At 52.9% G+C, this 14,871-nt stretch carries 18 protein-coding genes; 8 read left to right on the top strand and 10 right to left on the bottom strand.

The features are described 5' to 3' along the window. The first annotated feature begins 69 nt into the window (after positions 1–69). On the top strand, positions 70–1,089 hold the full coding sequence (locus tag ACMYSL_RS08800) for a LacI family DNA-binding transcriptional regulator (protein WP_112212975.1): 1,020 nt from the start codon (positions 70–72) through the stop codon (positions 1,087–1,089). Positions 1,090–1,093: 4 nt separating this feature from the next. On the opposite strand, the gene yfcD is transcribed toward ACMYSL_RS08800, so the two are convergent. The 3 genes from yfcD to yfcF are packed head-to-tail and all read right to left on the bottom strand — an operon-like array spanning position 1,094 to position 2,960. Then, complete coding sequence (yfcD, locus tag ACMYSL_RS08795) at positions 1,094–1,648, bottom strand: NUDIX hydrolase YfcD (protein ID WP_110272263.1); 555 nt, start codon at positions 1,646–1,648, stop codon at positions 1,094–1,096. 58 nt (positions 1,649–1,706) lie between these two features. Continuing rightward, positions 1,707–2,258: a phosphodiesterase gene (gene yfcE, locus ACMYSL_RS08790; protein ID WP_181485466.1), complete on the bottom strand. Its 552-nt coding sequence runs from the start codon at positions 2,256–2,258 to the stop codon at positions 1,707–1,709. Between the two features lie 57 nt (positions 2,259–2,315). Beyond that, on the bottom strand, positions 2,316–2,960 hold the full coding sequence (yfcF, locus tag ACMYSL_RS08785; protein ID WP_304252479.1) for a glutathione transferase: 645 nt from the start codon (positions 2,958–2,960) through the stop codon (positions 2,316–2,318). Positions 2,961–3,122: 162 nt separating this feature from the next. Between yfcF and yfcG the strand changes: the two genes are divergently transcribed. The 6 genes from yfcG (at position 3,123) to ACMYSL_RS08755 (ending at position 6,721) form a co-directional block, all read left to right on the top strand. After that, positions 3,123–3,752, top strand: a complete 630-nt coding sequence (gene yfcG / locus ACMYSL_RS08780) for a GSH-dependent disulfide bond oxidoreductase (protein ID WP_434662228.1) — start codon at positions 3,123–3,125, stop codon at positions 3,750–3,752. A 65-nt stretch (positions 3,753–3,817) separates the two neighbouring features. Next, positions 3,818–4,180 carry a dihydroneopterin triphosphate 2'-epimerase gene (gene folX / locus ACMYSL_RS08775; RefSeq protein WP_181485463.1) on the top strand — a complete coding sequence of 121 codons (363 nt, stop codon included), beginning with the start codon at positions 3,818–3,820 and terminating at the stop codon, positions 4,178–4,180. 19 nt (positions 4,181–4,199) lie between these two features. Next, positions 4,200–5,093: a TIGR01777 family oxidoreductase gene (locus tag ACMYSL_RS08770; RefSeq protein WP_434662227.1), complete on the top strand. Its 894-nt coding sequence runs from the start codon at positions 4,200–4,202 to the stop codon at positions 5,091–5,093. Positions 5,094–5,105: 12 nt separating this feature from the next. Then, on the top strand, positions 5,106–5,585 hold the full coding sequence (locus ACMYSL_RS08765; protein WP_434662226.1) for a hypothetical protein: 480 nt from the start codon (positions 5,106–5,108) through the stop codon (positions 5,583–5,585). 3 nt (positions 5,586–5,588) lie between these two features. Continuing rightward, positions 5,589–6,155 carry a DNA-binding protein gene (locus tag ACMYSL_RS08760; RefSeq protein ID WP_434662224.1) on the top strand — a complete coding sequence of 189 codons (567 nt, stop codon included), beginning with the start codon at positions 5,589–5,591 and terminating at the stop codon, positions 6,153–6,155. A gap of 68 nt (positions 6,156–6,223) precedes the next feature. Further along, entirely contained in the window at positions 6,224–6,721 is a 498-nt protein-coding gene (locus ACMYSL_RS08755; protein ID WP_304261068.1) for a GNAT family N-acetyltransferase, read from the top strand. Between the two features lie 41 nt (positions 6,722–6,762). Here ACMYSL_RS08755 and hisP read toward each other — a convergent pair whose 3' ends face one another. From hisP to ACMYSL_RS08720, 7 genes are all read right to left on the bottom strand, one after another. Continuing rightward, entirely contained in the window at positions 6,763–7,536 is a 774-nt protein-coding gene (gene hisP / locus ACMYSL_RS08750) for a histidine ABC transporter ATP-binding protein HisP (RefSeq protein ID WP_004852881.1), read from the bottom strand. 7 nt (positions 7,537–7,543) lie between these two features. Then, positions 7,544–8,260 (bottom strand): histidine ABC transporter permease HisM, encoded by a 717-nt coding sequence (gene hisM / locus ACMYSL_RS08745; protein ID WP_112212967.1) that lies wholly within the window; start codon positions 8,258–8,260, stop codon positions 7,544–7,546. Then, on the bottom strand, positions 8,257–8,943 hold the full coding sequence (locus tag ACMYSL_RS08740) for a histidine ABC transporter permease HisQ (protein ID WP_112212966.1): 687 nt from the start codon (positions 8,941–8,943) through the stop codon (positions 8,257–8,259). The genes hisM and ACMYSL_RS08740 overlap by 4 nt, the downstream gene beginning before the upstream one ends. Positions 8,944–9,009: 66 nt before the next feature. Continuing rightward, positions 9,010–9,792 carry a histidine ABC transporter substrate-binding protein HisJ gene (hisJ, locus tag ACMYSL_RS08735; protein ID WP_110272254.1) on the bottom strand — a complete coding sequence of 261 codons (783 nt, stop codon included), beginning with the start codon at positions 9,790–9,792 and terminating at the stop codon, positions 9,010–9,012. A gap of 258 nt (positions 9,793–10,050) precedes the next feature. Next, positions 10,051–10,833 carry a lysine/arginine/ornithine ABC transporter substrate-binding protein ArgT gene (gene argT / locus ACMYSL_RS08730; RefSeq protein WP_110272253.1) on the bottom strand — a complete coding sequence of 261 codons (783 nt, stop codon included), beginning with the start codon at positions 10,831–10,833 and terminating at the stop codon, positions 10,051–10,053. 304 nt (positions 10,834–11,137) lie between these two features. Beyond that, the gene (locus ACMYSL_RS08725) at positions 11,138–11,707 is read right to left on the bottom strand and encodes a UbiX family flavin prenyltransferase (protein ID WP_182240135.1); all 570 of its coding nucleotides are present in this window, start codon (positions 11,705–11,707) and stop codon (positions 11,138–11,140) included. A 41-nt stretch (positions 11,708–11,748) separates the two neighbouring features. Next, positions 11,749–12,744 carry a LacI family DNA-binding transcriptional regulator gene (locus tag ACMYSL_RS08720; protein WP_112212963.1) on the bottom strand — a complete coding sequence of 332 codons (996 nt, stop codon included), beginning with the start codon at positions 12,742–12,744 and terminating at the stop codon, positions 11,749–11,751. A 686-nt stretch (positions 12,745–13,430) separates the two neighbouring features. Between ACMYSL_RS08720 and ACMYSL_RS08715 the strand changes: the two genes are divergently transcribed. Continuing rightward, positions 13,431–14,834, top strand: coding sequence for an MFS transporter (locus ACMYSL_RS08715; RefSeq protein WP_142514642.1), 1,404 nt, complete (start codon positions 13,431–13,433; stop codon positions 14,832–14,834). Positions 14,835–14,871 lie beyond the last annotated feature (37 nt).

Genomic DNA, 14,871 nt, shown 5'->3' with positions numbered 1-14,871 from the left:
AAGGCGTATACTGCCAAACACGTGAAGTGATGGATGATGATAAAAAGCGTCTGTTCAACAGGAATGTGTATGTCTCTAACCCGAAAACGGCGTAGTACCGGCAAAGTGACGATCGCCGATGTTGCTCAGCTTGCTGGTGTGGGCACGATGACCGTTTCCCGTGCTCTGCGCACGCCGGAGCAGGTTTCCGATAAACTGCGTGAAAAAATTGAAGCGGCAGTGCAGGAACTGGGATATATGCCCAACCTTGCCGCCAGCGCGCTGGCTTCAGCCTCTTCAAGAACAATAGCGATGGTGGTGCCAAATCTTGCTGAGTCGGGATGTTCAGCAATGTTTGCCGGACTTCAGCAAGTCTTACAGCCTGCGGGCTATCAAATCATGCTGGCGGAGTCACAGCACCGGTTGGAGCAGGAAGAGAAACTGCTGGAAACTCTGTTGGCCTCCAATATCGCCGCCGCCATCCTGCTTAGCGTTGAGCATAGCGATACTGTACGCCATTGGCTGAAGAACGCCTCAATTCCGGTGATGGAAATGGGTGCGATGCGCGCCGACCCCCTCGACATGAATATCGGTATTGATAACGTCGCAGCTATGTTCGAACTCACGGAGATGCTCATCCACCGCGGCTACCAGAATATTGGTCTACTGTGTGCCAATCAGGAGCAGTGGATTTTTCAGCAGCATTTGCAAGGCTGGTATAAAGCGATGCTGCGCCACCATATGTCGCCCAATCGGGTGATTAACGCCGCCCTGCCACCCAATTTTTCCACCGGCGCTTCACAACTGCCTGAGTTTTTACTGGCCTGGCCGGAGCTGGATGCGCTGGTTTGCGTTTCCGATGAACTGGCATGTGGCGCACTGTATGAATGCCAGCGTCGGCGTATTAAAGTTCCTGACGATTTAGCCGTCGTTGGCTTTGGAGATAGCGATGTCAGTCGGGTTTGCCAACCGCCGTTAACAACAATGGCGGTGCCGCACCACAAGATTGGCATTGAGGCCGGGCGTGCGCTGCTGGAGCGCCTGAATGAGGGGAGCTGGAGCGACAGAAAACCCATCACCTCCAGCTTATGCCTGCGGGATAGCTGTTAGGCGGCTACTCCGCCTCTTCCTGTTTTTCAGCTTTTGATGACTCATTATTAGCATTACGGGTCATCCATAGAGCCAGCGCTTTCAATGAATCCGGCGTGAACTCGTCGCAGCGTGCGGTGATCTCCACTGGCGTCAGCCAGCACACTTCACTCACTTCCTCTTCTTGCAGGGCGAAAGGTCCGTGCGATACGCAGCTAAACAGGCCACCCCAGACGCGGCAGTGTTTATCTTCGTAGTAGAACTGTCCGTGGTCGGCAAAGGGGACACCGGCGATGCCGAGCTCTTCTTCCGCTTCGCGGCGCGCGGACTCCAACATTTGCTCATCCGCCTGCACCACGCCACCCGCGGTGGCATCCAGCATTCCCGGATGGAAATCCTTAGTTTCGGTACGGCGCTGCACGAGGATTTTGCCCATCCCATCATGAACAACAATGTAGGTCGCCCGATGACGCAGACACTCCGCACGCATTTGTTCGCGGCTGGATTGTGCTATCACCTCATTGTTTTCATTAACAATATCGACCCATTCTGTGCTTGCCAAATCGTTCTGTTCCGCCATCAGGAAACCTTACTTTTTAAAGCGCTCTCGCGGCGCGTCTATACGGTTGTGGGGTAAATTACGGGTAAATTGCGACCTCTGCAATAACCTGATGATCATCGAGTGCTAAAACCTGCAATCGCCCCTCATCCAGAAGGCCGTAGCTGGGGGAAAATCCCCCTTTGGGAATGCTGACCGAGCCGGGGTTGAAGAGAAAAATCTCACCGCGTTTCTCAGCAACCGGAATATGAGTATGACCATAAGCCAGCACATCGCCAGCGGCGAGCGGCGGTAAATTATCGGGGCTATACAGATGTCCGTGGGTCAGAAACAGGCGCAAGCGATCGCTTAAAACCTGCTGCCAGGGAGCGGTAATGGGGAAATGAAGCAGCATCTGGTCGACTTCGCTGTCGCAATTGCCGCGCACGGCAATCACCCGTTCCGCCACGCTATTCAGCTTATCCGCAACCTGAGCAGGGGCATAACCTTCGGGTAGCGCGTTACGCGGCCCGTGATTGAGCACATCACCAAGGATCACCAGCCACTGTGCCCCACTTTGCGCGAACAGTTCAAGTACGCGATCAGTTGCGGGCAGAGAGCCGTGGATATCCGATGCAAACATCAGCTTCATACTATTCCATCTCCACGCATTACGATGCGCCTATGATAACGGAACCGCTGAGGCTTATCAGCCCGCGCGTTTAGCCGACAGTGCGACGTAGCGCTGAACCGACGCCCGCTGCCACTGGAAGGTGGCGTACTCCACCAGCGCCGCTGGCACCTCATCGCCATTGAGTACCAGTCGATTGAGCATCAACGCGAGATCGGTATCGGCAATGGACCACTCACCAAACAGATTCTGGCCGCCCTGCGCCAGTAGCGCCCCGGCGGTTTCAAACAGTTTCGCGGCGCTTTGCTGCCCGGCTTCGCTGAGCGGCGGTTTCTTTGCTCCGGCAAACACTACGATCGTCGAACGCTCTTCGCGAATCGGCATCAAATCGCTGCGCAGCCAGGCCTGCACCTGACGCGCCCGCGCGCGCTTTTGCAGATCATGGGGATAGAGACGCTCCCACTCCGGCGGCGCAAAGCGTTCGTCCAGATATTCGGTAATCGCCGATGATTCGCTCAGGGAGAAATCATCGACCTCCAGAAGCGGCACGCGGCGGGTAGCAGAATAGCCTTTCCAGCTGCTTTGCAGATGCTCGCCGCTGTCGAGATTGACGGTTTTAAGGGTAAAAGGCAGGCTCTTTTCCTGCAGAGCAACATACACGGACATCACATACGGCGAGAAAAAATCAGAATCGGACCACAGGGTAATAGCAGGCTGGCTCATGGCATCCTCAATGGCTAATGTAATGGGGCGATAAGCCAACATATCTTGTCTTTCAAGGGATGTCACTGAGCGCCGCCATGAGGATTTTGCATACTTATACCGAATCGCGTCAGTTCACCTATACTCGAAAAAAGTGCGCGACCTGTGACGGCGGGAGACTTCATGATCGATCTTTACTATGCACCCACCCCCAATGGCCACAAAATTACGATCTTCCTCGAAGAAGCAGGGCTGGCCTGGCGCATGATGCGGGTCGATATTGGCAAAGGTGAACAGTTTCATCCACAATTTCTCACCATCTCCCCGAATAACAAGATCCCGGCGATCGTCGACCACAATCCCGTAGACGGCGGCTCGCCGTTGAGCCTGTTTGAATCCGGCGAGATCCTGCTTTATCTGGCGGAAAAAACAGGCAAATTGCTTAGTGGGGAACTGCGCGAACGCCACGTTACGCTACAGTGGCTGTTCTGGCAGGTCGGCGGTTTAGGCCCGATGCTCGGGCAAAATCATCATTTTAACCATTTCGCCCCACAGGCTGTTCCCTACGCTATTGAGCGCTATCAGGTAGAAACGCAACGTTTGTATGGCGTATTGAACCGACGTCTTGAGCAGAGTCCCTGGCTGGGTGGAAACCACTACAGCATCGCCGACATCGCCTGCTGGCCATGGGTTAATGCCCATCAGCGTCAGCGCGTGGATCTTGCCAATTTCCCCGCGGTATGTAACTGGTTTGAGCGTATTCACCAGCGCCCTGCCACCGTTGAGGCATTACGAAAAATACAAGCGAATTAACCCCCTGCTCGCCCGGGATGCTTTGATGTATGATTGCGGAAATTACTATACGGAGGAAACCTGCAATGTCTCAACCAGACGCCATTATTCGAATTAAGAACCTGCGCCTGCGTACTTTTATTGGCATTAAAGAGGAAGAGATCGCCAACCGCCAGGATGTGGTGGTTAACGTCGCTATCCACTACCCGGCGGATCAATCACGTAACAGTGAAGATATTAACGATGCGCTGAACTACCGCACTATCACCAAGCGCATCATTAGTCATATCGAGAATAACCGTTTCTCTCTGCTGGAAAAATTAACTCAGGATGTGCTCGACATCGCACGCGAACATCACTGGGTCACATATGCTGAAGTAGAGATCGATAAACTGCATGCGCTGCGCTACGCCGATTCGGTATCCATGACCATGAGCTGGCGGCGGTAAACGCAGATAAGGGGGCTGTATGAAGATTCTGCTTACTGGTGGCACCGGTCTGATTGGCCGACATCTGATACCCCGGCTGCTGGAGCTTGGGCATAGCGTAACGGTTTCAACACGCAGCCCGGAAAAGGCCAAATCCCGACTCGATTCTCGCGTCACCCTGTGGCGCGATTTCGAGGGTCAGACCAACCTTAACGGCTTTGATGCCGTGATTAATCTGGCCGGCGAGCCCATCGCCGATAAACGCTGGACGGCAGAGCAGAAACAGCGCCTCTGCCACAGCCGATGGGATATCACCCAAAAGCTGGTCACGCTGATCAACGCCAGCGACGCTCCACCGTCAGCGCTGATTAGCGGTTCCGCAGCCGGTTACTACGGTGACCTTGGCGAAGTAGTAGTCACCGAAGAAGAGCCGCCGCATAACGAATTCACCCACAAACTTTGCGCCCGCTGGGAGCAGATCGCTTGCGAGGCGCAAAGCGAACATACCCGCGTCTGCCTGCTACGCACCGGCGTGGTGCTGGCACCACGAGGCGGTATTCTGGCCAAAATGACCCCCGCATTTAAGCTCGGCCTCGGCGGCCCTATTGGCAGCGGTAGACAGTACCTGGCGTGGATTCATATCGACGATATGGTCAACGGTATTCTGTGGCTACTGGATAACGACCTGCGCGGCCCGTTTAATATGGTTTCCCCTTACCCGGTGCGTAACGAACAGTTTGCCCACGCGCTGGGTCACGCCCTGAACCGCCCGGCGATTTTCCGCGTTCCGGCGGCGGCTATTCGCCTGCTGATGGGCGAATCATCGGTGCTGGTACTCGGCGGCCAGCGCGCGCTGCCGAAGCGCCTGGAAGCCGCCGGATTTGGTTTTCGTTGGTACGACCTGGAAGAAGCCCTGGCCGATGTACTGGGATAGCTCAGGGCTATTATGCCGCCGGGAGACCTTGCCGGTCTCCCTGACTTAAATAAATCCCCAGCGCGCCATGGAACCCTCCTCGCAACAATCAAAACCCGCTCGCTCAATACCCGCTTAATTGTGAATCTGCTTCCAGTGATTATCTTTCCACTCTGTCATAACCCCCTGGTGTGCAATTTTGCATCATTACACGTTGACATCCGTCAACATCTTATTCAAAATAACCAGGACATAGTGATGAAGGAACATCCAGATAAACATATCAGAGCAGCCATCGACTATGCGCTCACAAGGGGTTGGATTTTTATCGCTGGCGGTAAAAGTGCCCACTGTTTTGGACGGCTAATGTGCGGGACGGCCCGGCATCGGGAACATATGGTGAGTATCTGGTCAACGCCGGCAGTCCCCATTAACCACGCCCGGCAGATTATTAGAATGGTCGACCGCTGTCAGGTGCCTTTATCAGCTCAGATTAACCACAAGAAGGACTAAATTATGGCGCTGTATAATTTTACCCTCACGCTTTCTGGCGTTACCGCGCATACCGTGGGTCTGGAAGATGCGCTGCATGCGGCGGGCTGCGCTGATGCCCTGGTCTGCTTTTACGGTACCGCAGTCTATCTGGATTTCGATCGCGAAAGCGACTCTCTTGAACAGGCTATCCTGTCAGCCATTGCAGATATCGAATCCGCGCCCTCCCTTAACGCCCGGGTTGAATCCGTTGATTCCGCACTGGTAGGTTTAAGCGATATTGCCGAACTCACCGGCCTGACGCGGCAGGCCATCGCCTTGCTGAAAGATGGCGCGAGAGGTTCAGGTCAGTTTCCTGGACCGGTGCAGCGCGTTAAGGGCAATTCCCCTTTGTGGCGCTGGAAAACCATTGTTGGTTGGCTGGTAACGGAAAACAGAATCCCCGAAGACTCTCCGCTGGTTGCCCACGCCGAGGTTCTGGATAACCTGAATCTGGCGCTGCAATTGCGAGCTACGCGGGAGAGCGAAACCGTCCTTCACTACCTTCGAGGGCTTGAAAAACACCGGGTTGATTCGTTAAGCATCGGATAACACCGCCATATAATTCAGTACGTTGTGGTGTTAAGGTGAATAGACTCTCCACCGCTATGGCCTGTTTTATGATAACGCTCACCACTCCGCGCTTACTTCTTTCTCCATTTAACTCATCCGACTGGCCCTTTTTCCTGCGTCTGCGGCAAGACCCGGAAGTGATGCGTTTTATGGGTGAGATCCTTGAAGAACCGGCGCTACGTACGCTGTTTGAGGCTCGCTGCGCAGATACTGGCGTCTTCGTGCTGCGCGATGCCAGCGGCACGGCGATGGGTGATATCGGCCTGCGTATCAGCAGTAAAAATCCGCACGAAGCAGACGTGGGTTATGCCCTCCTCCCCGAAGCACAGGGACAGGGGTACGCCCGCGAAGCGCTACAAGCAATTTGCGATTACGGATTTAACCAACTCGGCGTTCAGGCGATTAATGCGTGGGTGTTGGGCACTAACGCGGGATCTTCCCGCCTGCTGGAAAATCAGGGGTTTATCCGCATTCAGGTTCTCGAAAAAGTCTACCACCTGAACGGAGTGGATTACGATGACTGGATATATCGGCTGGAGCGTTAGTCATCCCGGCGGAAAATATCCCGCCGGAACAAAACGGAAAACTACTTCAAGGAACCTTTAAGGAACTGCTGCAGGCGCTGGCTTTTCGGATTACCGAAGACTTCGTCAGGGTGCCCTTCTTCTTCAATTTTACCCTGATGGAGGAAGATCACGTGCGAGGAAACATGGCGGGCAAAGCCCATCTCATGCGTCACCACAACCATGGTTTTCCCCTCTTCCGCCAGTTGCTGCATGATACGCAGCACTTCGCCCACCAGTTCCGGGTCAAGCGCCGACGTTGGTTCATCAAACAGCAACACATCAGGCTCCATTGCCAGCGCGCGGGCGATGGATACACGCTGCTGCTGACCGCCGGATAGGTGGACCGGGTATTTAATCTGCTGGCGCTCATCAATACCCACTTTCGCCAGGTATTTCACTGCCCGATCGCGCGCTTCCTGTTTGCTCAGCCCCAGAACCTGAATCGGCGCTTCCATGACGTTTTCCAGTACCGTCATATGACTCCACAGGTTGAAGTGCTGAAACACCATGGTCAGGCGAGTACGCAGCAGGCGGAGTTGATTTTTATCAGAGACCTTGAGCTGGCCGTCTTTATCACGAACCAGGCCAATATTCTGCCCGTTAACAACAATCGTGCCTTCACTGGGCTTTTCAAGGAAGTTAATGCAGCGCAAAAAGGTACTTTTGCCGGAACCTGATGAACCGATGATGCTGATAACGTCTCCGGCTTTCGCCCGCAGCGAGACGCCTTTCAGCACCTCGTGTTCGCCGTAACGTTTATGGAGATCGATAACGTTTAATTTATTGTCGGACATGGCGTTCTCAGTGCGTTGAAGAAGGTTTGATATGCTGCAGCCAGCGCTTTTCCGCCCTGCGGAACAAGCTAATCAGCACATACGAGATAATGAGATACAGTACTGCGGCAATGCCAAAAGCAGTAAACGGCTGGTAGGTCGCCGAGTTAATATCACGGGCGATTTTCAGCAGGTCCGGCACCGTCGCGGTAAAAGCCAGCGCGGTGGAGTGCAACATCAAAATCACTTCGTTGCTGTAAGCAGGCAGAGCAATACGCAGCGCGGAAGGCAAAATAATGCAGCGATACATTTTGACCGATGAAAAACCGTACGCTCGCGCCGCTTCAATCTCCCCGGCAGGAACCGAACGAATCGCGCCAGCGAAAATCTCCGTGGTATAGGCACAGGTATTTAGCGTCAGCGCCAGCACCGTACAGTTCAGGCCGCTACGGAAGAAAGCATTTAGCAGTTCGGTACCTTTGACAACTTCCAGCGTATACATCCCGGAATAGAACACCAGCAGTTGGACGTACAGCGGCGTACCGCGAAAAATGTAGGTAAACAGCCAGATGGGGAACTGGATATATTTATTGCTTGAGACGCGACCAATGGCGAGAAAAACCGCCAGAATGCCCCCCATCACCACTGACGAGATCAGCAGCCAGAGCGTAATCGCTACCCCGGTAAAGCGGTAGCCGTCAGTCCACAGCAGGGATTTCCAGTACTCCTGAATAATTTCAATCACAGGTCAGCCCTCTTCACGCCTACAGAATAACGGCGTTCAAGCATCAGCAGTACACCATTGGAAACCGTTGTAAATACGAGATAAATCAGGCCGCAGACGATGGCAAAGTAAAAGGGTTCCCAGGTGCTTTTGCCTGCCAACTGGGTTGCCTTGACCACATCTTCCAGTCCCAGTAGCGAGACCAGCGCGGTCGCTTTGAGGATAACCTGCCAGTTGTTGCCTATTCCAGGCAGCGCATAGCGCATCATCGCCGGGAACAGGATCCGGCGAAAAGTCTGCCCGCTGCTGAATCCGAAAGCGGTGGCCGCTTCGATATGCCCTTTCGGTACGGCCAGAAAAGCGCCGCGAAAGGTTTCGGTGAAATAGGCACCATAGATAAATCCCAGCGTGATAATCCCCGCCACCATTGGGTCGATATCAAACTGCGCCAGACCAAGTGCATCAGTCACGCTATTGAGCGCTATCTGCAATCCATAGAAAATCAGCAGCATAAGCACCAGATCGGGCACACCGCGGATTAAAGTGGTATAGCCTTCAAAAATCAGCGCCAGCGGACGATTGCTGGAAAGCTTGGCTCCGGCTCCGGCCAGACCGATAAGCACCGCCAGAACAACGGAGCTTAATGCCAGCTCGAGGGTGACCAGCGCGCCCTGAAAAATAACCTGTGAAAACCCGTACAGCATGCTGTCTGCCCTGTCTGTCATCAACCATCGCGCGCCAAATTACGCGCGATGGGGTACGCGAAATGGTTAATCGCCGTACACGTTAAAATCAAAATATTTCTTCGCCAGCTTGTCGTAGGTGCCGTCTTTGCGCATCTCGGCAAAGGCTTTATTCAGCGCTTCACGCAGTTCGTTATCATCTTTACGCAGCCCCATGCCGGTGCCGACGCCAAACAGCTTCTCGTCTTTAATCGACGGACCGCCAAACTGATAATCTTTGCCAATAGGCTGTTTGAGGAAACCTTCGCTAGCGGCAACTTCATCCTGGAACGCGGCATCAATACGTCCAGCAGTCAGGTCAGAATAGATATTGTCCTGGCCCTGATAGGAGACAATTTCAATTCCTTTCGGCGCCCAGTGTTCATTACCGTAGGTTTCTTGCGTAGTTCCTTGCAGAACACCGACGCGTTTGCCTTTCAGCTTCGCGAGGTCAGGCGTAACATCGCTGCCTTTTTTCACCACCAGGCGAGAATCGGCGGCATAAAGTTTGTCGGTGAAAGCGATTTCCTGCTGACGTTTTTCGGTGATCGAAAGCGAGGACATAATGGCATCAATCTTCTTCGCTTTTAAAGATGGGATCAGCGCGTCCAGCGGGTTCTCAATGAAGGTACATTGCGTATTGATGCGCTTACACAGCTCTTTTGCCAGATCAATGTCAAAACCAATCAATTCACCCTGTGCATTCTTCGATTCGAACGGGGCATAAGTAGGGTCGGTACCGATACGGACTTTTTGCGGAATTGCTGCGAATACCGTGGAAACGCTGGAAAGGGCCAGCGCTAAAGAAAGAGACAACGCCAGTTTTTTCATAACTATCCTCAACAGACTGTCATTCTAACGGGTTTATTAGAAATACTTACGGCAGTTATCGTGCCATTATTCGCCCCGGTAAGGCAAAACATTCTGCGCCGGAAAGCAAATTTTTTCGCATCAGAAACGCTTAACTATGCACTTCCTATCGCAATGCGGGCGCTTTACTGCACCAGATTGATCCACCAAAAGTGTGATTGCACCAATAAGGGGCAGCAATAGATGTGCATGGCCCGGAGCCCCGGGCCAACAGTGGTCTTAGTCGCCGTATACGTTAAAGTCGAAGTATTTTTTCGCCATCTTATCGTAGGTACCATCTTTACGAACTTCAGCCAGCGCTTTATCAAACGCGGCTTTCAGCTCGCTATCGTCCTTACGCAGGCCGATACCGGTACCATCACCAAAGAATTTTTTGTCTTTAACGGAAGGGCCAGCAAAAGCAAAATCTTTACCGGCAGGTTGTTTGAGGAAGCCTTCGCTGGCGGCCACTTCATCCTGTAATGCGGCGTCCAGACGGCCTGCTGCAAGGTCGGAGTAAATCAAATCCTGGTTCTGATAAGCAACAACATCTACGCCATGGCTGCGCCAGCGCTCATTACCATAGCCTTCCTGAGTGGAGCCCTGTAATACGCCGACATGCTTGCCTTTGAGAGATTCCAGCGTTGGTTGAATCGGTGAACCCTTAGCGGCGATCAAACGGGAATCCGCCGCGTAGAGCTTGTCAGAGAAGGCTATCTCCTGCTGACGTTTTTCGGTAATCGACAAAGAAGAGATAATGGCGTCGATCTTCTTCGCCTTCAGCGAAGGGATCAGAGCGTCGAAATCGCTGCCTACCCAGGTACATTTCACGTTGATACGTGAACAAAGCTCATTGCCCAAATCGATGTCAAAGCCGACGAAATCCCCTTTCGCATCCTTCGATGAGAAAGGCGCGTAGGTGGCATCGGTGCCAATACGAATACTTTGCGGCAGCGCGGCGAATGCGCTGGAAGCGCTGCAAATTCCCATCATTAAAGAGAGAGCCAGGACCGTCTTCTTCATAGGTTACCCTTAAGTGTCGTGATGTTGTTATGCGATGCGTTATCTTGTTATGAATACTGCCAACAGCTCTTGCACGTTTTATAGTGCACGTTTTATGCCATTTTCTCAGTGCGTGCTGGAAATGGCGTTAAATTTGTTAAATAAACGTTGCAAGTTTGTCTTAAAAGCGAAGATACCAGCAATAACGGATAAACCGCAGTGCCGGAGCGCAAAAAAACAAATTAAATGTTGAGGATTTGATCGAGGCGACAAAATTGCACTGCAGGAGCGCAATTGTGAATAAAGCGCACTATGTTAGTGCGAGCTATGCGCCCTGCCAGCGGGTAAAGAGGTCTTCAGGAAGGGTAATATCGAACTGATCAATAACGCGATTGACCGTTTGGTTAATCACATCATCGAGGGTTTGCGGACGATGATAGAACGCCGGCACCGGCGGCATAATCACCGCGCCCATTTCCGCCGCCTGAACCAGTAAACGCAAATGGCCCAGATGGAATGGCGTTTCCCGCACGCACAGCACCAGCGGGCGCCGTTCTTTAAGCACCACGTCCGCGGCTCTGGTCAACAGACCATCGGTATAGCTATGAACAATGCCGGAAAGGGTTTTCATTGAGCACGGCAGAATCACCATCCCGGCGGTTTTAAAAGAGCCGGAAGAGATGCTGGCGGCGATATCACGGGCATCGTGAACCACGTCAGCTAACGCCTGCACCTCGCGCAAAGAGAAGTCCGTCTCCAGCGCCAGCGTCTGGCGCGCGGCCTGACTCAAAATCAGGTGCGTTTCTACATCTGGAACATCACGTAAAATCTGGAGCAGCCGCACGCCGTAAATTGCGCCGCTGGCGCCAGAAATACCAATAATCAGTCGCTTCACGATATTTGCCCCTTCCGCTCAATGGCGCAGACTTTGCCGGATTATAGCTCCGGACGCAACCGCAACGAACTTTCGCGAACCACCAGCCGCACCGGTAACAACAGGTTTCTCTCACCTTCATCGCTCAGCAAAAGACGGAACGCATCGCGGCCAAGCTCGCGCTTATCAATGGCTACCGTGGTTAATGGCGGATATGCCCAGGCCGCGGCGTCGATATCATCAAAACCGACAATCGCCACCTCTTGCGGTACGTTGATGCCTTTGCGCGCGCAGACCCGCATGGCCACCAGCGCCGCCATATCGTTATAAGCAAAGATAGCATCCGGCGGCTGCGGCAACGCCAGCAGGCTCTCCATCCCCTCCACCAACGCCTGCTCAATCTCCTTAACTGGCGGTACCTCGACCTTATAATCAGCAGGCAGTGAAATTCCGGCGTCAAACAGCGCTTGCTGATAGCCTTCAACACGCTGGCGAATACTGTAATGGCGCTGCGAATGACCGAGAAAAGCAATACGTTTTCTTCCCTGCTCAAGCAGGTGGCGGGTGGCGACAAAACCACCATGATAGTTATCCGGATTCACACAAGGAAAATCTGCCGCCCACAGATCGACAAGGGCAACGGGTAACGCGGTTTTACGCAGTTCAGCTAACACCTCAGCTTCCAGATAACCCGCACAAATCAGTGCATCAGGCTGGTGCAGATTAATCAGCTCGCTTACCGAGTCTCCGGGGCCAATGGGCTGGAAACTCATGGCAATTTCATTTTCTCGACAGGCATCAGCGACGCCGAGCATCACGGTCGAATAGAACGGCAGCGCGCTGGCGATATTGTGTTCCCGGTGCAGCAGAAAAAGCAGGCGCTTGATACGCCCGCTGCGCAAGCGGCTAAAATCATAGCCTTCTGCTTCCGCTATCGACAAAATCCGCTGGCGTGTCTCTTCACTGAGCCCCGGCTGCCCTTTCAACGCCCTGGAGACCGCGGCAATAGACACACCGCAGGCGGTCGCAATATCTTTAATTCTGGTTTTTTTTGCCATTCCGTTCGTTTTCACCTGTCATGCGGGATTTATGCTGATTGTCCTTTTATACCCTAAATAATTCGAGTTGCAGGAAGGCGGCGACGCAGTGAATCCCCGGGAACTTACTGAAGTAAGTGACTGGGGTGAGCGAGGAAAGCCAACGCACATGCAACTTGAAGTATGACGGGTATAGCGCCTGCTCTCCAGCTCAGCCTCGTCGTGTACGTACTTTGCCATCTCCATCAACGCCCTTGTATCTCGTCGGGCGAATGTATGAAGCAGTCACTAAGGATATCACGCAGCGGATGACGATTAACAACCTGAATGTTTTTATTTTTTACTAAACAAAAATTCAGGTTTGTCATCCCACCGCACAAGTCATCAGGCGGACATCGCTCTGCCTGCTTATGCGTATCACAGTACTACAAATAAGGTTGGAGCTTCTTACCGGGCGGCATCCTTTCAAGATGTTTCACAGATAAACCACATACTTTGCACTCTTTAAAACGTGATAAAGATCTACATTAAAAATTTATTTCTAGTAAAAATAAAGATCAAAATCACAGGACGAAACGTCAGGAATGTACGCATAACCATGATCAGATCTATGCTCTCCATCGTTTTAAATTTACTAAAAATAACCAGAGATACGTCGTAATGACTTGTTGAATCATCACCATTGCTAAGGCAAATAAGGATTGGTTATGGCTACTGCCGATAATCTGGATACCGATGTGCAGATAGTTGATGCGGGAGAAACGCTCTCAACCCGCGAAAAAATAGGCTATGGACTGGGAGATGCCGGTGGACACTGCATCTCGGATTTGATCAGCGGCTTCCTGCTTTTTTTCTACACCGACGTGTTTGGCCTGAGCCCAGCCATCGTCGGCGCAATGTTTTTTACCTTGAGAATTGTCGATGCGGTATCCGACCCGGTTATGGGCGTTATCGCCGACAGAACCCGCAGCCGCTGGGGTCGTTTTCGTCCGTGGCAGCTATGGACTGCCGTTCCGCTTGCGGTTATCGGGATCCTGACATTCACCGTGCCGGACATGAGCCCGAACATGAAAGTCGCCTGGGCCTTCGGTACCTACTTCCTGCTCTCAGTGGGCTATACCGCCAACAACGTCCCCTACTGCGCGCTGATTAACGCCATGACCAACCGTCACGATCAGGTGATGTCCTGCCAGTCATGGCGCTTTGTCTTAAGCGGTATCGCCGGATTCCTGGTCTCTGTCGGACTACCGTGGATGGTCGAATTCTTTGGTCAGGGCAATCTGGCTAAAGGCTACCAGTATGGCGTGACCGTGCTGTGTGGGATTGGTGCAGTCATGTTTTTACTGTGCTTTTTCTGGGTCAAAGAGCGAGTTCCTCTATCGCTGGCCGGGAAATTCACTTTGCGCCAGCATCTGCAAGGACTGCGCAAGAACGACCAATTACTCATGATGCTGGTGATGTCTTTCTTGTTGGTGAATATTCTGTGTATTCGCGGCGGCGGCTACATGTACTTCATCTCCTATGCGCTACAGGGCAGCACTGGCTTTATGTCGCTGTTTTTTGCCATCGTCACTCTGGCCGCGATCATCGGTGCAGTGATCGTCAATCCGCTTTCCCGCCGTGTCGATATGGTCAAGCTGTACTTCTATACCAACCTGGTGCTGGTTGTTTTCGGCCTGGCGATGTGGTTCCTGCCGACCGGACCGCAGCACCAGACGCTATGGCTGGTCTGTATCCTGATTAACAACATCGTGCTCGGCTTCACCCTACCGTTGCACTTCTCGATCATGGCGTTTGCCGATGATTACGGCGAATGGAAAAACGGCGTGCGCTCTTCAGGGATGAACTTCGCCTTCAACCTCTTTTTTATCAAACTCTCATGGGCCTCATCCGGCGGAATAATCAGCATTCTGCTGATTATGGTGGCCTACCAGCCGGGACTGGAAAACCAGACCGCCGCTTCTATTCAGGGCATCACCCTGCTGCAAAGCGTTGTACCGGCAATCTTCCATCTGGTGCTGGCCTTATGCCTGCTTAAGTGTCGTCTGAACGGCCCAATGATGAACCGTATTTCCACCGATCTTCACCAAAGACATTCCCAAATTTCCTGAGGTAAACTTGACTGCTCCCCACCGTGAACAGCGAGAA

The organism is Klebsiella sp. MISC125 (assembly GCF_051131775.1).
Taxonomy (GTDB): domain Bacteria; phylum Pseudomonadota; class Gammaproteobacteria; order Enterobacterales; family Enterobacteriaceae; genus Klebsiella.
Note: the sequence above shows the minus strand (reverse complement) of the source record. Positions and strands in the feature narration are given on the sequence as shown.